Source organism: Rickettsia sp. 109562A South Dakota, from assembly GCF_055791265.1.
The window spans coordinates 400243-419968 of the sequence record NZ_CM147703.1 but is presented as its reverse complement, the minus strand read 5'-3'; the positions used below and the strand labels follow the sequence as shown (position 1 = coordinate 419968).

Sequence of the window (19726 nt, the reverse complement as noted above, 5' to 3'; positions counted from 1 at the left end):
TATAGGTTATATAGTACTTAAAGTATAGTCATTAAATATAAAAACATCAAATTAAATTTAATAAATGTATTGCTTAATCTTTTGAAACTGCTTAAAATTAATTTTTAATTTATGTAACTACTATGACAAAACAAACCAATAAAATATCCTATGATGAAGTACCTTATTCCCCATTTACTTTCAGTTATACTTCTCCGCCGTATTTAAGAACTATCGGCAAGCTATTTGGGCTAAATCCACCGCCTCTTGAAACTGCTAAAATACTTGATATCGGTTGCGGGGTTGGAGTTAATCTACTTAACTTTGCTGAAACATATCCTAAATCAAATTCTCTTGGTATTGATTTATCCAAAACACAAATAGAATTAGGCAAAAAAATTATCAGTGATTTGACAATAAAAAATACCGAACTAAAGGCATTATCTATATTGGACCTTGACGAGTCATACGGTAAGTTTGATTACATAGTTTGTCACGGCGTATATTCATGGGTACCTGAAGAAGTACAAAATAAAATACTTGAAGTTTGTAATAAGCTGCTAAATCCAAACGGTATAGCTTTTGTAAGTTATAATACTCTGCCTGGTTGGAATATGCAGAGAACAATACGTGAAATGATGATGTTTCACTCAGAACTTTTTAATAATAGCCACGATAAGTTACAGCAAGCTAGATTACTTTTAAAGTTTATCAATGACTCATTAGAAAGTTCTATAACGCCTTATTCTAGCTTTTTACGTGACGAAACAAAATTATTATCTGCATATACTGATTCATACGTACTACATGAATATTTAGGCGAAATTAATACAGGTACATATTTTCACCAATTCATAGAAAAAGCTCAAAAAAATCATTTAAATTACTTAGGAGATACGTCGCTTGCTTCAATGTTTATCGGTAATTTACCTGCTAAGGCAGCAGAAAAGCTACAAGCTATTGATGATATTGTTCGTACGGAGCAATATATGGATTTTATTACTAATAGAAAGTTTCGCTCGACATTGTTATGTCATAAAAACATACCTATAAACAGAAAAATTGAATTTAACAATTTAAAAGAGTTTTATACTAGCCTTAATATTAGACCGGTAACTCTGGAAAAAGAGGTTGATTTAACTAACGAACAAGAAAATATCAGCTTCTATTATGAAAATTTACCTGACCCTTTTATTTCAAGCACTTCACCGATTATAAAAGCTATTTTATATGTATATGCTGAAAATATTAGCAATCCGATAAGCTTAGAACAAGTAGCAAAAGAAGCTTTAAAAAAGCTTGGTAAATATCGATTACAAGATTTCCTAGCTGCACTAGAGCAACATTTTATCAAATTCATTTTTCAAGGTTATCTAAAAATATTTGAGACCAAACCACATACTATAGCTACTATCACCGAAAAACCTAAAACCGGTGAATTTGCAAGATACCAAGCACGACAAGCACATTTTAATAATGCAACTAATGTGTTTAGCATCACTAATAGACTTAATGATATGATAGGTATAGCATTACATGAAAAATATATTTTAGAAATGTTAGACGGTACGCATAATATTGATTATATTAAAAAAGGAATTCTTGAAAAGATTAATTCAAAACTCTTAACTGCTCGTGACGATAAAGGACAGGAAGTAACTGATCCAAAATTGTTAAAAGAATTTATTGACTATATAGTTGCTGCGTCCCTTGAGAAATTCCGAATGAACTATCTTTTAGTAGGGTAAGTTAGTATGGCTTTGTCGTCATTGCGAGCGGGCTTTGTTGTGTGGCTAAGCTTTCTGTTGTCATCCCGCGACTTGATCGCAGGATCCAGTTAAAAATACTAAAATTATTAGTACTTTAAGTTGTTTTCTGGATCCCGTGGTCAAGCTACGGGATGACCTAGAGCGTGTTTTTCGATCCACGCAACAATGCCTACTCGCAATGACAAAAAGTGCAGCTACGCTACTAATTTTTCACGCAATACTTCAACTAACTTATTAATTGCTTCGGTTGGATGTATGTTTTCAAGGATAGCAAGTTCGCCTGCAAGTCTATTTAAAGCTGATTCATAGAGTGTTCTTTCACTGTAAGAACGATCATTATCGACATTTTTATGTAAGTCACGTAATACTTCAGCTATAGCTACAATGTTACCTGAGTTAATTTTGCCTTCATATTCTTGTGCTCTTCTGCTCCACATTCTATTTCCTTGTTTTGGTTTACCTTGAAGAATCGAATATATGACATCTAAATCTTTTCTACTTGCGACCGCTCTAAGACCGACAATTGTAGCCCTATTAACCGGAACTTTTAACGTCATTTTATCTTGAGAAAAGGAAATTACATATACTTTAATTTCAGTACCTGCTATAGTATGATATTCTATATTTGTTATTGCACCCACTCCATGTGCAGGATAGACAATTCGTTGCCCTATTTTAAACTCGGATTTTTGTTCCGTTTTATGTTCGGATTGTGTTGTATTTGCCATTATTAATTCCTCCGTAGTGGTTTTAGTGCCTAAGAACTTAATGTTAGACTATTATTTTCTATAGCATAGCATATTTTGCTTTTATTATAAAGTAGATATTTTTATTGAAATAAAATTGATACAATCTTATTGTAAATAAAGTTAACGTTAATATAAGGTAAGAATAAATATGCGAAGTATTTTTATTGTGCTAATATTTTTATTATTTTTGAGTAGCTGTTCAGAAGAAAAAGCACAAGATAAGAACCACGAGGAGAAACAAATAATAGAGCAAGAAACCGTACAAAATAACGAAACTTCTCAAGAGATAAATCAAGAAGCCGTAAATTCCGAAAATGCAGCTGAATCGATAGTACCTGCTAATGATAATAATCAGACTAATGAAGTATCAACGCCGGATTCACAAGAACAAAAAAATCCTGAAATAAAGCCTATTAAAGTCACTTTTAAAGTTGATGATAATGATATGGTTCTCGGTAACAAAAAATCAAATGTTATAGTAGTCGAGTATTTTTCTCCTACATGCCCACATTGTGCTTATTATCATCAGACCATTTTTCCGGAACTTAAGAAAAAATATATCGATACTAATAAAATTGCATATGTGGTTCGTGAATTTATTGCTACAAAACAAGATTTAGACGCTGCAATTTTAGCCCGTTGCAAGGGTGATATAAATAGTTTTGTACAGTTTCATAATATTATATTAAAACAACAAGATAAGTGGGCATATAGCAATAAATACAGAGAATTATTAACCGATATAGGTCAGCTTGGCGGCATTTCTCCGGAAGAATATAAACAATGCTTAAATAGCGATAAAATTACTGAAACACTAATTGCTAATACTAATTTTGTAGCAAAAGCACCAAAATTTATAGGCACTCCTTCTTTCTTCGTTAACGGAGTACAAACCGGAAATTATAGTATAGATAATATTTCTACGGCAGTGGATAAAGCTTTAGATGAGCAAAAAGAAAAAGCAAAAAATGAGATGAATTTATAATTTAATATTATGATTGCTAGACGAAGTTTAATTTGGAAAAGAGCAAGGAGTCTATAAGGCGAGGAGCGGAGCGTACATTTAGTGAGCACCGCAGAACTTTTATACAGATAACGTAGCCAATTTTTCAAATTAAACGAGTATAGCTGTGGATACGGAAAAACTAAACAATATCAAAGCAAGAATTAAAGACTTAAAAACTTCTAAACTTTCTAATTCTAAAGTTCAGCAAGAAATTAATCCGTTCACTATCGCTATAGATTTAGTTTCAAGTACAATGGTAGGTGTCGTGAGTGGAATATTCACGGATAAGTTCTTTAATTCTAAGCCTTTATTTCTTATTATATTTACAATAATAGGAATGATTGCCGGTTTTAATATTATAAGGCAAAAAGTAAATAATAAAAAGTAAGGAAATGACTCATAGCCCTTTAGTACAATTTGATATCAAAAAATTGATAGAAATCAAAATTTTCGGTTTTGACGTCAGCTTTACTAATTCGAGTATCTATATGTTACTTGCTAGCATCTTAGCTTTAACTTATTTTTACTTAGCTTTTTATAACCGGAAGTTAATACCTTCTAGATTACAAGTAAGTGCTGAAATAGTTTATAATCTTGTAACTGATATGTTAAATCAGAATATAGGAACAAAAGGACATAAATTTATTCCCTTAGTTTTTAGTTTATTTATTTTCATTTTATTCTGTAATTTACTTGGTATGACACCCTATAGCTTTACTGCTACTAGTCATATTATCGTTACTTTTGCCTTGGCAATTTTAGTATTTTTAACGGTAACTATAGTCGGTTTTGTAAAACACGGCTTACGTTTTTTAACTCTTTTTTTACCGCACGGTACTCCTTTATGGTTAGCACCGCTAATAATAGTAATTGAACTGTTTACATATTTAGCAAGACCGGTGAGTTTATCTTTGCGACTTGCTGCTAATATGATGGCGGGGCATGTTTTATTAAAAGTAATAGCCGGTTTTACCGTTGCATTAATGATTTACTTGAAATTTCTCCCAATCCCTCTTATGGTTATATTGATTGGGTTTGAAATTTTTGTTGCAGTACTTCAAGCTTATATTTTTACTATTTTGTCTTGTATGTATCTTAATGATGCTATTAATTTACACTAGACTTCTTACAAAACTCTACTTCTAGAGGTAATTTGTACGTCGATCCGGTACTCGATCCTCACGTACGTTTGTGTACGCTGCGGTTCTGCGTTCCGTGTCTCCTTCAAATTCCTCTCTATAAGCGAATTTTGTAAGAAGTCTTAAATATTTTTAATTAAAGTTGGAATTTCTTATGGATATAGTTTCTTTAAAATTTATTGGTATAGGGCTTATGGCTATTGGTATGTACGGTGCGGCTCTAGGCGTTAGTAATATATTTAGCTCTCTACTTAATTCAATAGCACGAAACCCTTCAGCTGCAGAAAACTTACAAAGAATGGCTCTTATCGGAGCAGGTCTTGCTGAAGCAATGGGGCTTTTTTCCTTTGTGATTGCTATGTTACTTATTTTTTCTTAAAATTCATTTTTAAATAAGATGCCTCAATTTGATATTGCTACCTATTATTCGCAAATTTTTTGGCTTATCGTTACTTTCGGCTTATTGTATATCTTTGTTTATAAATTTATCACTCCAAAAGCCGAAGAAATTTTTAATAATAGACAGACAAATATTCAAGATAATATTACACAAGCCGATACACTGACCTTAGAAGCAGAAAAGCTAAATAAATATTATAATGAGGAAGTAGAAAAAACAAATACCGAAATAGATAGGCTAAAAAAAGAAAAAATAGACTCTTTAGAATCAGAATTCTTAATTAAAAAAAAGAATCTAGAACAAGATTTAAAAAATTCTATAAATCAAAATATTGAAGATATAAATTTAGTTGCTAAGCAATTTAGAACTAATAAAAGCGAAGCAATCATAAAACTTGCAGTTAATATTATTGAAAAAGTAGCCGGAACTAAAGCAGATATAGATTTACTAAAAAAAATAAAATAATGAATTTCCTCGATGAAAGCTTCTGGCTTGCCGTTAGTTTTGTAATTTTTGTATATTTAATTTATAGACCGGCAAAAAAAGCTATTTTAAATTCTTTGGATGCTAAGATTTTAGAAGTCCAAGAAAGAGTTCTAAAAGCTGAAAAGTTAAAAGAAGATGCTACCTTACTCTTTGAACAAACCAACGCACAAATAAAGAAATTAGAAACTTTACGCTCTCAAATGATAGAAGAAAGCAATGAAGTTACAAAAAAAATCATGCAAGAAAAAACTAAAGAAATTGAAGAATTTTTAGAGCATAAAAAATCTGATGCTATGAAATTAATTCAAAACCAAAAATTAATCGCAAGTAAAGAATTACAAGATGAATTTTGTGATGAAGTGATAAAACTTGTCTCCGAATATTTTCAATCAGTTAAGCTTTCAGAGAGCAACATTGCTAAAAATTTAATGGATAAATCTGATTTTTCCCATAATGATGATAAAGTTACATAGCCACACTAACCACTATCTAGCAATTTGTTTAAAATTGCTTCATCATTAACACATACCCGTAATATTGAACCGTCAATAAAATATTCAGGATGCTCATTTGTTATCTTGTTTGTTAGTTCAGGATAAGCTCTAGCAAATTCTTTTACACAAGTGAAATTTTTATTAGGGCTGTTAATCGCTCCTAGGCAGATTGCTTCAAAACACAACATTTTGGCTATTTCTATATTCTTAGCATTAGATAAAGCCCCTAATTGCTTTGTAAGTAATTATCGCTTAAATAACCTTTCACTCCGCAATTTCCTAAAATCGAGAACCTACTCCATTTCCCTTTAACAGCATTAATAAATATTTTATTTAAAACTCTTTTTTGTAATTTTTGTTTAATTTCTAATGTAACTTCCTCAAAATCGCCTCTTTGCAATATAAATTCCCCAGTTTCATTATTTCTTATAAATTCTGGTACATTATCCTCAAGATAACTTTTTAACTCCTTAGTACTAGCATAATCTGAACCTGAAGTTTGTATAAACATTAAATAAGCTTGTTTATAAAGTTCTATTGCCTTGTTTGTATCACTTCCTTAAGCTTCTTTGATATTATTTTATAGACCTTGCAATATCAGGACGGTCGTCTTGATATAATGCTTGAATTGTTCTTAGACCTTTCTCGAAACATTTTATGGCTTTTTCCCCATCATCATAAGCAAAACCAAGATTAAGAAGAGTGCTAGCAATATCATGATGTTTACCTTGATATAATCTTTTACGTTAAGTAATTTATTTTCCTTTAAATACGCTACCGCTTTAGATAATTTAAATGGTAATACGGACTCTTTATCACCACGTTCTTTTAGTAAATATTAATATCTTGATTACTGAACCTGTTCCCTAAGGATTTCTCTAAATATATTATTGCTTCATCTTGGTTAAAAGGCTCTAATGTAATATTTTCTATATCGTCACTTAATTTATTATTTTTAGTAGTAATTATTGCTTGTGCTTTATCTTTAGATATATTCATTATACCTTTAATATAAGGCTCAATGTCTTTATATGCTTCTACGTTATCAAAAATAAATAATGTATTTGAATTTAAATTGGTAATACTTTCATGTACTAATCTTATTATGTCTTCTTCCTTTTCATCTATTACGTAAATAGTAAACTCTTTGGCAAGTTGTCTATATGCTTCAAGGATTTTGTCTGCGGAATCTGCATTAAGAAAACGTACTATTTTCTTTGCTTCATCTCTTTGTTTACAACCATATTCTATAGCTAGCGTACTCTTACCTGTTCCGGCGAAAGCACTAATTATTACACATTGCTCTTTACTTAAAATATTATCTATTTCTTGCAATACTTTTTCACGAGTAATAAGATTATAAACTGATAAAGGCGGTAAATTACTGTTTATGTTTTTTATATAGTTGGAAGCGTAAGCATTTCGATCTTTCAATATTTCTTTTGCTTCAGGGCTAACTTCAATTAACCTTAAAATTTGCTCTCTTAAATCATCTACTTTAATATTAGGGGATTTTGTAAATATATAATATTTGCCATATTGAGGTTTTATTTCATATAGTTCTTTTTTTGCTTTTAACTGTTGTTTAATTAAACTCGATATTTCCTTTGCTTCAAGGTTTAATTCTGCTAGTTGCCCTAAATACCAATCACTACTTCCTTTATTATTCGTGTTTATTATATCAGTAGACAAATTTACTTCTTGCGAGCGGTAATGACCTTTGTAAGACAGTTCAAATTGATCTTTAGCGGATATTATATCTTTTTTTGACGGGTATCCTTGTGCAGGATCGTTTTCTAAATGCTTATAAACTTCTAAAAATTGTCCACCGGTGATATTACCTATTACAAATTGGTCTATTACTTCTAACAAACTTCCTAATGTTGTTGCTGTAATATTTCTATGTATTAATTTACTTGCCAAATCTTTAATCGTACTACTAACAGGTATAAAATCAAGCACCTTATCTATTGCTTTCTTACCTAATGTGTCATCTTTAGGATCATATTCTATGCAAGGCCAATCTAATATTTTCTCACATTTTATAGGTTTACCTGTTTCGGGATCAAAACTATCTAGCATTGAATCAAGTAAGTCACCGGTTAATGATAGTAGAGGAATGTAATTTTTAATAGATATGGCTTTATTTAATGTGTTTATTATTTTACTGCTATATTCAGCTGCGGTAATTTTAGGAAATAATTTATATGCTTTATGAATATGCAGGTTGCAAATATTCACAAAATTCGGTGCAGATAAATAAGTTGTTATGTTTAGATTTCTTACATCAAAATCAGTTTCATGACTATGAACATTTGATTTAAAGTTATCCATAATTTTTGCAGAACCCGGACTATCAAAAGTTATTGCTTTTGCTTTTGAGTAATTAAAATCTCGATGAGCAAAATATAAACTAAGCTCTGCAAACCAAGCACCTAAAGAATAACCGGTAAAAGATAGATTATAATTATTCTCTTCAGCGTATTCGATAATTTCCTTTGTAGCTTCATATGCTGCGGGCGCCGGCGGGGGGGGCGCGGGGGGCCGGCTTGCTGTGCTACTATTTGCCCACCCAAAACACTTTTAAAATGAGCTTTAAGCTGAGCTTTAAGCGGTGAATTAGTTTTGAGCAAATCTAATTTTTCAAATGTAGTACCACGGTGAGCAAATACTATTTGTTTTAACTTTTCATTTATATATGCTGCTGCGTAATATCTGCCTATTTTAGGCTCGTTAAATATTTTAAATACTTTCCAATCTTCTAATTGTTCATTTCGGATTCTTACCTTTTCATCATTGTCTGTAGAATCTATATAAGCATGCAAACTAAATAAACCATGCATAAAGTCATTAGGGTGATGCTTATAATTTTGATTATTTAAAATAATCCTACTTTCAATTTTTTGTACAAGATCGCTAGAAGCATTAGGCATTTTGCCCCAGCTTACATTACCGATAAAATCATTACTTTGGATTTTGCTTGCGAGTTCCCTTAACTGTTCTTGGTTCAAATGCATATTGCTAAGATCAAGATGAATAAATGAAGGATCATTCTTTTCTAGACACGCTATAATTGTTTGATAGTCACTTATATTTTGAGAATAGTTAACTGGATTTTTTGAAAAAAACCTACCTGCTTTCATAAATATACTTCATAAAATTTTATTAGCTGTATTGTATAGCTCTAATTGAATTGGACTTTACGTTTTCAACCAATTTTTTTAAGCATTATAAATTAAAAGTTATTGCTTTCAACTATTATTTTATGATTAATGATTTTTTTAATTTCTAGTTACAATTAGAATCTAAAATTAGATTATTGAGGTAATGAATTTATGGAAAAATAGAGAATGGTGACCCCTACGGGACTCGAACCCGTGTTCCCACCGTGAAAGGGTGGTGTCCTAACCGCTAGACGAAGGGGCCTGAATTTTATAAGTAGGCAGGTAGATGTATTAAAATCGTGTCATACCGTGGCTACGACCACGGTATCCAAAAAATTTTATATTTTAATGGATCCCGTGATTAAATCACGGGATGACAGTAAGTTAGAAGTTTTATACAACACCTTTGCAAATATTGCAAGTATAAAAATTATAGGTTTACCTTAAGCTTAACGCTACCTTGATGACTTCGATAATGTTTATTTAGATAATAATTATAATCCAAAGAAATAGTAGTATTTTTTATACTTCCCATAACCCCTGCTCCTAAATTATAGGATGTTTTCGGTTGTTTCGGTATTAGATAATCCTGCTTGAATGTATTATCAAATATTTTAACAACTCTATTTATTCTTTGGGTTTTCTCTTTAAAATTATGTTCTACAGCTCCTTGAAATGTTAGCCCTAAATTATTAAATTTTAAAGCATCTTTCAAAGGTACTTTAACTTTAGTGCCGACAATTCCGGACAATATATTATTCTCTTTCATTGTAAGAGCTATTTCTTGTACGTTAATACCGGTTTCATTATATACCCCGTCTCGTGACTTACCGTATCTTAAGCCGATATTTGGAGTAATAACGAGATTGTTTTTAACAAGATAATTATAATTCAGTAATGCTTCCGCATTATAACTATGATTGCGATGCTTTACATTACTTCTAATTTTAGTATCACCGTATGAATAAGTTGTCTTATCTTTAATAAAGTTTTTAGCAGCAGATACTAAAGCTTGTGCTACAAAATTCTTCGGTAATTCTTTTTGTCCGTAAATAGAAACTACATGACTATTAATAAGTTCTTTGTCATTATTTTTACTATTTTTAAATTTAAATACTGAATGAACATTACTATAAGCTATACCTACAATATTATTGTCGATTTCAACGTCAAACCCGATAGTAGCCCCTTTATTAATACCTCTATAACCGGTCATATTGTCAACACGTCCATGATTATTAGTGCCGTACATACCACGCATCCACAAACCTCTTTTTATACGAGGTTCTTCTTCATCACCGGCTGCAACGGCAGTAAGAGCTTCAGAAGAATCTAACCTTGCACCAAGAATAGACTTACTTATATTTTTAACGACTTGAACTCCTTGATTAAGGGTAGGAGCAATTGCTGCAATACTCTTTTTTGCTTCTTCTATTACTTCCTGTTTAAGAGAAATAACCGTATCAACTTCTGTTGTTTTAAGATTATCCTCTCTAGAATCAGGTAATTGATCTACTACTTCTTCTTCAGATTCTGAATCTATGCCTGAGTCATTATCGTCATCTTCATCTTCGCTACCATCGCCTAATGCTAAACATTCCTTTTCTCTACCGTCACTTAATGCTAATGCATACTCATTACTTGATGTAGGTAGTGCAAGTAATCGCTTACCTCCTGCTTCTTGAATACCTGCTTTTGTTACCTCTTCGTCTTCTGATGATTGTTCCTCTCCTGATGGCAAAGAATGTATAGTTGTATCATTGTTTGAACTTAACATTTCCTGTAATGTTGATCCATCCAAAATAGCTTCAGGATCTTCCTGGGCTTTAGATTCAAGGACATTAATAACTGATTCGGAAATCCCTGAACTCAATTTCTTAAGTGCTTCATTTATTTCTTCAAAAGAAACATTATTTAATTTTGATGGATCTGCTATACATGCATTTATAGCATCGTGCATAGTTACTTCTTCTTCTTTCAGCGCTTTAATCTGCTGAGCAGTTTGATCAGCTCCTGAGCTTGTACTTGGCAATTGTTCCAGTTCTTGCCTTTTAACCATTACTGCCATTTGATATGTCCGTAAAGCAGCTATTTTATTTTCGATTGATGTTGTTGAATCATTTGTATTAATATAATCAACACCACTAGATACACTGTTTATGCTGTCAACTGAAGATGAACGTGATAGCTCTGAGCCACCTGTGTCTGAATATCTAGCAGCTTGAAATAAAGAATCTATGGCTTTTATATCTTGTTCTAACTGTGACTGTTTTTTCTGTAGCTCCATATGTTCTATAGCTAATTTCTCAAGTTTTAGATCATCTTCACGTTGGTTACGTAATACAGAGTATTGTTCTTCCGTAGCTCTCTTAGAAGCAATCACTTTTTGGAAGTCCTCATCTAAAGCATCATATTCTCTTAGAGGTGCAAGCTTTGCTTCAAGTACTAGATCTAAGTGTTCTAATGGTTTTTGTACATTATTATTTTTTCTATTATTTTCTTTATTATCCTCTAAAGCTTTTTTAACTAATTTTATATCCGTATTATATTTTTCCAATAATTTATCCACTAATACTGCTTGCTCTTTTGCTTTATTATCATTTGGATTATTTATTACATGCAGAATGGCTTGCTCTGCTACCACCTTAGTTTCTTGCTTTCTTCTTTCTAAATCTTTGAGTAGGTCCTGAAATAATATAGGACGTTTTATACTATCTGCTCTAGCAACTGTGTCTAATGTCTGATTAATATTATCTTGATCCCCCAAAGCTTTCAAAGCAGCCAATTCAAACGAAAATTCTTTCCCAACTTGTGTATAATATGTACCTTTACCCCAACTTGGATTAAATCCAACATCTGCATCTGTTTCTTTACCTAAACTCACAAAGCCTGAATCCATACTTTTAGGGTCTGCTACTTCTTGATTCGGCAACACTGTTGTATAAGTTTGCGGCTGAGTTTGGTTTGGCAATAAGTACCCTTCTTCCTCCTCCAGTTGTTTGCCTAAAACTCCCTGAACTCCACGAGTTAATGGCATGGTTGGCTTCGCTTTTGGCGGCTGCTTATAAGTAGAACCGGTAGAACTATAAACAACAGGAGTTAATAACTTTAGATTTTCCTCTATCTTATCTAATTGTTCAGAATAACCATTCATTTTATCTTGCATGGCTCGTAATGCCGTTCTACTTGTTTCTGTTTCTGCATCATTTACTACTTTTGCTGCCTTACTTACTAATTTTTCTATATTTTTTAGTTCTTTTTTTATTCTTGATACTTCATTTTTTGCTTCTATTTTTTCCGCTTCCTGCACTTTTGTCTTATAATCCAACATTTGTGTCAGTTGCTCTGAAACGGTCAATTTTATATTTCTTGTCTCTTCAGCCTTTTCGGCTTGTTTATTTTTTTCTTTTCTTGCCTTTTCTGCTGCGGCTCTAGCCTTTTTGTCTTCAGCAATTTTCGTTTCTTCCTCAGTCTTAGTTAAGTATATTTTCTGCCAAAAGGTTTTTTCTTGTCTAACTTTATCTGCTTTTGATTTATTTTCATTCTTTATTTTTTCGCGTTTATTTGATGTCTCTGCTTTTCTTTGGTGTTCTGCAACAATATGTCGTTGATTTTGTTCTAATTGAACTTGATTCATTTGAGTTATGAGTTTTTCCGCATCTGCACTATTTCTTTTTACTTCATTTGCTTCCGCTTTCTTTTTATCAACTGCAGCGTGTCTAGCAGCATTGACGTTCTGCTGTTGAGTAAGCACATCTAGTTGTTGTTGCTGATTTAAGAATGGTCCAGCTGTCGGTATCTCCGTAACCGGAGCTTTTTCTTGGGGTTTTGTTAAAACTACTTTATTTACTGAAATATCTATTTTTTGAGATAACTTATCTGCTTCATTTTTTTTACTTGCTAACTCTTTTTCACATTGCTTTATTTTTTCTATATTTTTTGCTATTTGTATTCTATTTTTTTCTCGCTCATTATCACTTTTTATCCCGTTGTTACCATCTCGTAGACTTGTATTTGTTTCAACTAATATTATTATTTCTTTTTCTATATTTTTTGCTTGTGATTCTACTTTTTGTATTTTTTTCTGGTCAGAGGCTATTGCTGCTTTTATCTTTCGTGCTAATTCTTTAGCTTTTTTATCTGATGTCTTTTCAATAGCTGTCGTTATCGTACTTAACTTGCTTTTTGCGTTTTCATTATGTTTAGATATGCGATTTACAATTCCTGCTGTAATTTCAAGTGTGGTCGGTTTTGGAGGCATTGCGGGTTTAATCGGTGTAGTAGCTTGCCCTATCTGTTGCGGCTCACTAAACGATAATCTTCGTGCTACTGCTGGGTTGAACTGTTTATTATCTGCTACTGCATGTTGATTATTTGGAGTAGCATGCGGGGTAGGCTCATACGGAATACTAGGTGCAGTATAAATATGTTCCGGTGATGTTGGTGGAGTTGAGAATATTGGTGTAGTATTTGGGGTGTGAGGTGCAGTGACAAAGCTATTTGAAGTTGGGCTAACAGTAGGTGAAGATGCTGTTATTATAATCTCTGGTTTTTGAGGCATTTGCTCTGTCGGTTCAGGAGTATAAGTATTTTGATTTTGTTCTGTTGTTTCATTACCTACTAATGTTTTCCTTCTAGTAGGAGGTCTTTTTCTCTTATTATCAGTAGCACCAAAAGATTTAGCACGCTCAAATTTATTATTTATAACAGGTTGTAATAAACCATTATCTCCTCTTTCAATAACATCTAAATTAATAGGTTCACTACTCGCCATACCCTCAAAAGGTACTGCGATTATTGCCCCTACTGAGATAGAGGCCAGCAGAGAATATTTTAAAAATCTTAATTTTTTTAGCGGGTTTTGTTCTATTAACTTACTCATTACAAATACCTCAATTTAAATTAATATTTTATAGACATAAACGTTGGACGTTATAATAAATAAGTTAATAAAAAGCAATATATGAGTTAATTTACCTTAACTTTTAATTATAAGAGAATTTTGTTCTCATTATTGAAAATATAACGGATATGATATATAGTGCATTTTTAACTTTTAATTAAAAATGCTACGATCATTATCATCTATTTTTTGCTTGATTTTGAGCTTTCATTTACAACAATTTTTATCATTTTCTGTGTTTGCTTAATATTAACCTTTACTAGAAACTCTAACATATTTTTACAGTTTACTTATTGGATGATTATTGCTTTTATTTTTGGCATATTTATCTCTAAATATCGTGTGACAAATTTACATAGGCAAACTCTTTACAAACCAATAATCACAAAAATTAGCGGCAATATAGAATCTATAAAACCGACTATTATAGGAGGACAAGTAGTATTAAATAACATCAAGATCGAAAAAATTAATAGACATCTTTCCAAACTCTACTTCTAGAGGTAATTTGTGCGTCGATCCGATACTCGCATCCTCTCACGTACACTTTTGTACGCTGCGGTGCTGCGTTTCGTGTCTCCTACAAATTCCTCTCTATAAGCGAATTTGGAAAGATGTCTATTAATTTTTTCGATCTTGATGTTATTTAATACTACTTGTCCTCCTATAATAGTCGGTTTTATAGATTCTATATTGCCGCTAATTTTTGTGATTATTGGTTTGTAAAGAGTTTGCCTATGTAAAATAGTTTACCTTCAAAAGATTTTGCTTGACAAAATTCTTGAAATAATTCCATTATTCTATTTACTAAAACTTCTTTATTATTTTCTATATAGTCCTTAGGTAGTCTATAAGTAAGCCTTTCAAATAAAGTAGTGGCAGGAGGAGAAAAAGGAGTAAAACCACAGAAGATAAGTGGATGCGCTTCGCCATTTAAAGAGGGGTAAGTGACTTCTCCAAAACTTGTGAAGCTATTACTCATACATTTAGCAATATCATTTAAAAAGTTGTTTTACCGGTACCGATTTTTCCGGTAATTGCATATATTTTTTGTTCAAGTTCCAAATGATTAATATAAAGCATATCATTATTTTCATTTGACTTTTTTAAATGATATTCATCGATAATTAAATTACCGCCATTACTTATATTACGCTTTAATTCAAAAGGAAATGGAGTTTTTAACTGATTCAAAATTTCCTGAGTTCTAGCCAATGTTTCTAAAAGAGTTGTATCATTATAATAATTATTTGGTTCTGATTTAGATATACCGAGTAAATTATAAAAAGAATCAAGCAGATACTTAATTTCTTGCATTTTTTCAGGAGGAACTTGTAAGGCATATATTTGCCCAATGTACCCAAGAGTATCAATTATTTGTTTAAGAAATTCTATACTGCTACTTATTAAAGAGCCATTTGTGGTTGAAGCAGTATGTGCTCCCGATTGATCTCTTATATAATCTATTAATTTATGAAGCATAAATTCATTCGCCCCTATTTTGGTAATTTCCTGAATATTAGGATATGCATAACTTTCGGGAGTAGATATTGTTTTTAAAGAACAGTTAGAACCTGGCAATCGAGTTACCATAGATTCAGTGTGCTTATTTTGCTCGGTATTATTAGCAAAAATAATTTCTTGTAAATAATTATTTATGGCACAAATATTGTTACTGTTAAAAATTGAAAAAGACAAACCCTTTAATAGCATGAAAGAAGGAAATTTATTTAACATATCCTCTACTGATATTTGGTTTATAAAATTATTAGTAGTTATGCAAGGCAGCATTAAACTTCTTGTAATAGAAGAAAAATCAGTAAATAGATCTTGAGAGATAAAAGACAAATTATTTGCAATTGTATTAATATTCTCAATTTTTAAAATCTTTTCACGATTTTCACCATCAAATGCTAAATTAGCTACTTGAAGAGCAATTTCCTGTTTTATAGTACTAATTAATTTTCCTTGAATTTTATTATTTCCTAAAGTAATTAATTGACTAAAAAAGTTAGTTAGTATTACTTTGCCGATTTGTTGCATAGGATTATTGTCTTTAAATGCTAAAAATATTGCTAACTCTCCTATCTCCTTTGCTGGTAAAAATTTTTGAGTAAGTATTAAATTCCCCACCTCTGTTGCTTGGCTAGCTAAGGCATATAAAATGAATTTATTGGTAATTAATGATGAATAATTATGTAATATATAAGCTATAGCTTTCATTATAAGCAGTAATCAAACCAGCTATTACTGTATTATTGTCAAAGAATTCAGTAGTTAAACCGATAGATTTAGTAAGTTTTTCAGTATCATATTTATTAGCAAAAATATCTTTATCGTGTTTGGTCATCACTACTGCACTTCCGATAGAAAACAAATCTAATAAAAGCTTATATTTATTGTCTATTTGGGTACCATGAATTTGTCTTATAGCTTTATAAACGATATACCCCCAAAAGCTTCCGGTGCTAATATAATATTTTTTCACTCCATGAAAAGCTAATAGCTTGTCACCTATCATTGGCAATAGCTGTAGGGATTGAACCTACAGTATTATATATCCTTGCTAGATTAATTAGATCAGAAAAAGCAGGTTTTAAAAAATTTAGAGTTTTTGTTATATTAGAATATAACTGATTATTAATATTAGCGGTCATAATAATTTATCTTAATTTTTATGCAATTACCATATAATATGATAATTAATTGTCAATAAAAATTAAAATAGTCATGTGTTCAAAGAAATTGTATTATCTTACTCAAAATATATTCATTATAAAAGATGCAAATTATACAAAAAACATTAAAAATTTCTTCAAAAGGATATAAAAAAATCTTGAGCCTCTTAAATGAAAAAGGACAATCAAAACTTATAGGCGGATGCGTGCGAGATGCTCTACTTAAAAAGGATAGCTACGATATTGATATAGCTACTACTTTGATACCAAGTGAAGTAATGAATATTTTGTCTAGAGCTAAAATAAAAACTATCCCGACCGGTTTAAAATTCGGTACAATTACGGCTATTTTAGATAAGGAAAAATTTGAAATTACAACTCTCAGAAAAGATATTGAATGCAACGGCAGACATGCCAAAGTAGTATTCACAAATGATTTTGCCGAAGATGCCGCAAGACGAGATTTTACTATTAATGCTTTAAGTTATTGTCCCTTTAAGAACGAGATATATGATTATTTTGACGGGGTTAAGGATTTACAGCAGGAAAAGGTTGTATTTCTAGGGGAAGCTCTAGATAGAATTAAAGAAGATTATTTACGAATTCTACGCTTCTTCCGTTTTTCTAGCTATTATGCTAATCAGCTTGATAATGAAGGTTTAAAAGCATGTAAAGCTTTAAAAGACGGCTTAAAAACTTTATCACGAGAGCGAATAAAAAGCGAAATGGATAAAATTATTGTTTCAAAAAGAGCAGCACAAATTTTAGAAGCTATGTTTGAAATAGGAATATTAGAACTAATATTTTCTATACAAAATTATAAAATAAAATTTTTTGAGCAGGCAAATGATTTTAAATTAGAATTAGCTACTCGATATGCACTCTTATTATATAATCAAAAAGATTTAAACTTAAAGGTTTTTCTAGATTGGAAATTCTCAAAACATGAGGCAATGCAAATATTATCAATAACGCACTTTCTGAATGACGCTGAATTTAATATGAAGAAAATTTGGTTAGAAAAAAAGAATTATAAAGAATATTTATTAGCTGCTAGCATAATAGGTAAACTAGATTATTTACAAGTAAAAGAATTTATACGTAAATATGATGCGGTGTTACGTCCTAAATTCCAAGTAAACGGTAATGATTTGTTAAATATGAATATAGAAAAAAAAGAGATAGGTGCAAAATTAGAATATCTAAAAAATTTTTGGATAGAGCAGGATTTTAAACCTAGTAAATTAGAATTGTTACGTGTTATATCATTCCCGCTTCCGCGGGAATCCAGTAGTCAAAAGGAGTAAATATGAAAAATAGAAATTGCTTTACTTTTTTTCTGGATTCCCGCTTTCGCGGGAATGACATAAAGGAACGAGGGAATGACATCGGCAACCTGCAACAACGCCGATCAAGTCGCGGGATGACATACATAATATTAATATTCTTTACATTCTTCAGCTTTGCTAGTTATGCTAAGCCTAAGATAGTTGTAAGCATTACACCAATCGCTAGTATCGTTTCAATGCTTGTTAAGGATAAAGCAGATATAGAAAGTTTAGCTATTAGTAACGATTGTCCTCATCATTATAATTTAAAACCTAGTGATTTAGCAAAAGTTAAAAATGCGGATATAGCTATTTATATTAATGAACAATTTGACGGTTTTGCTAAAAAATTAATTGATAATCATAGCCAAAATATTATAAAAATCAGTGATATTAAATCTTTAACCACTATAAAAGATAATTGGCATATTTGGCTTGATCTTAATAATGCTGCGATTTTATTACAAGAATTTGCACAAATATTTAGCGAGAAGTTTCCTGAGCTACAAGAAGATATTAATAATAACCTTTCAGCAGCACTTAAAGAATTAAACAAGCTACAAGAAATTAAAAATAATGAGCTTGCTACTTTAAAAGACGTAATTTTATTAAGCGATAGTGCAGAGTATTTTTTTCTTAATACTAATATTAAAACTGCAAAATTATATAGCGAAAGTCAAAAAAGCCTCCAATATATAAGTAATTTAGAAGCTTTAATTAAAGGGTCTAATAACAAATGTGTTTTAAGTAATGAACAAACTTCACAACTATATGACAAATTAAATACTAAAATAATAATATTAAATAGCGAAAACTGGAATGTGAAAAATATTAATTCAAACACTTTTCAAAATCAATATTTACAAATAATTGATCAAGTTAAAAAATGTTTATAAACTTAAATAACGAAGAAGAGACAAAGAATCTTGCAAAACTCTTTGCACAAAACTTAAAACCAAATGATATAGTTTTACTTAACGGTGATCTTGGTTCCGGTAAAACGTTTTTTTGTCGTGAAATTATTAAATATTTTTGCGGTGAAAATACAAGCATTATAAGCCCAACTTTTAATTTACTCCAAACATACAAAGCCTCTAACTTCACTATTTATCACTACGACCTTTATCGTCTAAAATCACCTGAAGAAATCTATGAGCTTGGATTTGAAGAGGCGTTAAACGGTAATTTAATTTTAATAGAATGGTCTGAAATAATTAAGCACCTACTTCCCACTACTTTAATTGAGGTAAACCTAGAGGTATTAGACGAAAACAAACGTTTGTGTAGTATTATAACAAATTATAAAGAAAATTCACAAGAATCTTCCCTTATTGATTTTTTACAAAATTCTCCGCTATTCGGTACAAAGCTTGATATTCAAAGAGATAAAAGCCTTTCTAAAAAAATTGAATTATAGTCATATCTATTCCTTTAATATCTTATCTAAAAAATCCTTACTCTCTTTCTCTGATAAAAAACCGCTTTTACTTGCATTTTTTGCTTGCCTTGCCCAATACATATCTTCAAGCTGATTAAATTTCTCATATTCTTCATGCGATATAAGAACCACTGTGGGTTTACCGTATTTATTTATAATTACCGGCGATTTTACTGCTTGATTCATTTATTTA

22 protein-coding genes, 1 tRNA gene and 1 pseudogene are annotated in these 19726 nt (G+C 30.9%); 11 read left to right on the top strand and 13 right to left on the bottom strand.

What is annotated here, in order from left to right:
• Nucleotides 1–122: 122 nt before the first annotated feature.
• Nucleotides 123–1727, top strand: a complete 1605-nt coding sequence (locus ACIAS7_RS02390; RefSeq protein ID WP_473199188.1) for a methyltransferase regulatory domain-containing protein — start codon at nt 123–125, stop codon at nt 1725–1727.
• 215 nt (nt 1728–1942) lie between these two features.
• Here the strand turns inward: ACIAS7_RS02390 and ACIAS7_RS02385 are convergent, their stop codons facing one another.
• Nucleotides 1943–2476 (bottom strand): CarD family transcriptional regulator, encoded by a 534-nt coding sequence (locus ACIAS7_RS02385; protein WP_473199187.1) that lies wholly within the window; start codon nt 2474–2476, stop codon nt 1943–1945.
• A gap of 169 nt (nt 2477–2645) precedes the next feature.
• On the opposite strand from ACIAS7_RS02385, the gene ACIAS7_RS02380 reads away from it, so the two are divergent.
• The 6 genes from ACIAS7_RS02380 (at nt 2646) to ACIAS7_RS02355 (ending at nt 6001) form a co-directional block, all read left to right on the top strand.
• Nucleotides 2646–3482 (top strand): DsbA family protein, encoded by an 837-nt coding sequence (locus ACIAS7_RS02380; RefSeq protein ID WP_473199186.1) that lies wholly within the window; start codon nt 2646–2648, stop codon nt 3480–3482.
• A 145-nt stretch (nt 3483–3627) separates the two neighbouring features.
• The gene (locus tag ACIAS7_RS02375) at nt 3628–3891 is read left to right on the top strand and encodes an AtpZ/AtpI family protein (RefSeq protein ID WP_473199185.1); all 264 of its coding nucleotides are present in this window, start codon (nt 3628–3630) and stop codon (nt 3889–3891) included.
• A 4-nt stretch (nt 3892–3895) separates the two neighbouring features.
• On the top strand, nt 3896–4624 hold the full coding sequence (locus tag ACIAS7_RS02370) for a F0F1 ATP synthase subunit A (RefSeq protein ID WP_473199184.1): 729 nt from the start codon (nt 3896–3898) through the stop codon (nt 4622–4624).
• A 172-nt stretch (nt 4625–4796) separates the two neighbouring features.
• Entirely contained in the window at nt 4797–5021 is a 225-nt protein-coding gene (locus tag ACIAS7_RS02365; protein ID WP_473199183.1) for a F0F1 ATP synthase subunit C, read from the top strand.
• An 18-nt stretch (nt 5022–5039) separates the two neighbouring features.
• Complete coding sequence (locus ACIAS7_RS02360; protein ID WP_473199182.1) at nt 5040–5507, top strand: F0F1 ATP synthase subunit B family protein; 468 nt, start codon at nt 5040–5042, stop codon at nt 5505–5507.
• Nucleotides 5507–6001 (top strand): F0F1 ATP synthase subunit B, encoded by a 495-nt coding sequence (locus ACIAS7_RS02355; protein ID WP_473199181.1) that lies wholly within the window; start codon nt 5507–5509, stop codon nt 5999–6001. The genes ACIAS7_RS02360 and ACIAS7_RS02355 overlap by 1 nt, the downstream gene beginning before the upstream one ends.
• 5 nt (nt 6002–6006) lie before the next feature.
• Here ACIAS7_RS02355 and ACIAS7_RS02350 read toward each other — a convergent pair whose 3' ends face one another.
• The 6 genes from ACIAS7_RS02350 to ACIAS7_RS02325 all read right to left on the bottom strand — a co-directional run bounded on the left by ACIAS7_RS02350 (nt 6007) and on the right by ACIAS7_RS02325 (nt 14068).
• Nucleotides 6007–6210 (bottom strand): hypothetical protein, encoded by a 204-nt coding sequence (locus ACIAS7_RS02350; RefSeq protein WP_473199180.1) that lies wholly within the window; start codon nt 6208–6210, stop codon nt 6007–6009.
• 38 nt (nt 6211–6248) lie between these two features.
• Nucleotides 6249–6533 carry a hypothetical protein gene (locus tag ACIAS7_RS02345; RefSeq protein WP_473199179.1) on the bottom strand — a complete coding sequence of 95 codons (285 nt, stop codon included), beginning with the start codon at nt 6531–6533 and terminating at the stop codon, nt 6249–6251.
• A gap of 317 nt (nt 6534–6850) precedes the next feature.
• Entirely contained in the window at nt 6851–8356 is a 1506-nt protein-coding gene (locus ACIAS7_RS02340; RefSeq protein WP_473199178.1) for a hypothetical protein, read from the bottom strand.
• Nucleotides 8357–8457: 101 nt separating this feature from the next.
• Nucleotides 8458–9165: a hypothetical protein gene (locus ACIAS7_RS02335; RefSeq protein ID WP_473199177.1), complete on the bottom strand. Its 708-nt coding sequence runs from the start codon at nt 9163–9165 to the stop codon at nt 8458–8460.
• A 208-nt stretch (nt 9166–9373) separates the two neighbouring features.
• Nucleotides 9374–9448 (bottom strand) — tRNA-Glu (locus ACIAS7_RS02330).
• 168 nt (nt 9449–9616) lie between these two features.
• A complete protein-coding gene (locus tag ACIAS7_RS02325) occupies nt 9617–14068 on the bottom strand; it encodes an autotransporter outer membrane beta-barrel domain-containing protein (protein ID WP_473199176.1) in 4452 nt (1483 codons plus the stop codon).
• Nucleotides 14069–14386: 318 nt separating this feature from the next.
• Here ACIAS7_RS02325 and ACIAS7_RS02320 point away from each other — a divergent pair, with 318 nt between their 5' ends.
• Complete coding sequence (locus ACIAS7_RS02320; RefSeq protein WP_473199175.1) at nt 14387–14590, top strand: hypothetical protein; 204 nt, start codon at nt 14387–14389, stop codon at nt 14588–14590.
• On the opposite strand, the pseudogene ACIAS7_RS02315 reads toward ACIAS7_RS02320, so the two are convergent.
• The 5 genes and pseudogenes from ACIAS7_RS02315 to ACIAS7_RS02295 all read right to left on the bottom strand — a co-directional run.
• Nucleotides 14564–14730: pseudogene (locus ACIAS7_RS02315) on the bottom strand (palindromic element RPE1 domain-containing protein); the annotation flags it as partial. The gene ACIAS7_RS02320 and the pseudogene ACIAS7_RS02315 overlap by 27 nt on opposite strands.
• A gap of 71 nt (nt 14731–14801) precedes the next feature.
• On the bottom strand, nt 14802–15071 hold the full coding sequence (locus tag ACIAS7_RS02310; RefSeq protein ID WP_473199174.1) for a hypothetical protein: 270 nt from the start codon (nt 15069–15071) through the stop codon (nt 14802–14804).
• Nucleotides 15072–15088: 17 nt separating this feature from the next.
• Nucleotides 15089–16312 carry a hypothetical protein gene (locus tag ACIAS7_RS02305; RefSeq protein ID WP_473199173.1) on the bottom strand — a complete coding sequence of 408 codons (1224 nt, stop codon included), beginning with the start codon at nt 16310–16312 and terminating at the stop codon, nt 15089–15091.
• Nucleotides 16284–16610 (bottom strand): hypothetical protein, encoded by a 327-nt coding sequence (locus ACIAS7_RS02300; RefSeq protein ID WP_473199172.1) that lies wholly within the window; start codon nt 16608–16610, stop codon nt 16284–16286. The genes ACIAS7_RS02305 and ACIAS7_RS02300 overlap by 29 nt, the downstream gene beginning before the upstream one ends.
• On the bottom strand, nt 16600–16746 hold the full coding sequence (locus ACIAS7_RS02295) for a hypothetical protein (RefSeq protein WP_473199171.1): 147 nt from the start codon (nt 16744–16746) through the stop codon (nt 16600–16602). Before ACIAS7_RS02295 ends, ACIAS7_RS02300 begins: the two co-directional genes overlap by 11 nt.
• Nucleotides 16747–16871: 125 nt before the next feature.
• Between ACIAS7_RS02295 and ACIAS7_RS02290 the strand changes: the two genes are divergently transcribed.
• From ACIAS7_RS02290 to tsaE, 3 genes are all read left to right on the top strand, one after another.
• Nucleotides 16872–18074: a CCA tRNA nucleotidyltransferase gene (locus ACIAS7_RS02290; RefSeq protein WP_473199170.1), complete on the top strand. Its 1203-nt coding sequence runs from the start codon at nt 16872–16874 to the stop codon at nt 18072–18074.
• Between the two features lie 116 nt (nt 18075–18190).
• Nucleotides 18191–18991, top strand: coding sequence for a metal ABC transporter solute-binding protein, Zn/Mn family (locus tag ACIAS7_RS02285; protein ID WP_473199390.1), 801 nt, complete (start codon nt 18191–18193; stop codon nt 18989–18991).
• A complete protein-coding gene (gene tsaE / locus ACIAS7_RS02280) occupies nt 18982–19512 on the top strand; it encodes a tRNA (adenosine(37)-N6)-threonylcarbamoyltransferase complex ATPase subunit type 1 TsaE (protein WP_473199169.1) in 531 nt (176 codons plus the stop codon). The genes ACIAS7_RS02285 and tsaE overlap by 10 nt, the downstream gene beginning before the upstream one ends.
• Before the next feature lie 6 nt (nt 19513–19518).
• On the opposite strand, the gene ACIAS7_RS02275 is transcribed toward tsaE, so the two are convergent.
• A complete protein-coding gene (locus ACIAS7_RS02275) occupies nt 19519–19719 on the bottom strand; it encodes a type II toxin-antitoxin system prevent-host-death family antitoxin (protein WP_473199168.1) in 201 nt (66 codons plus the stop codon).
• Nucleotides 19720–19726: the final 7 nt, after the last annotated feature.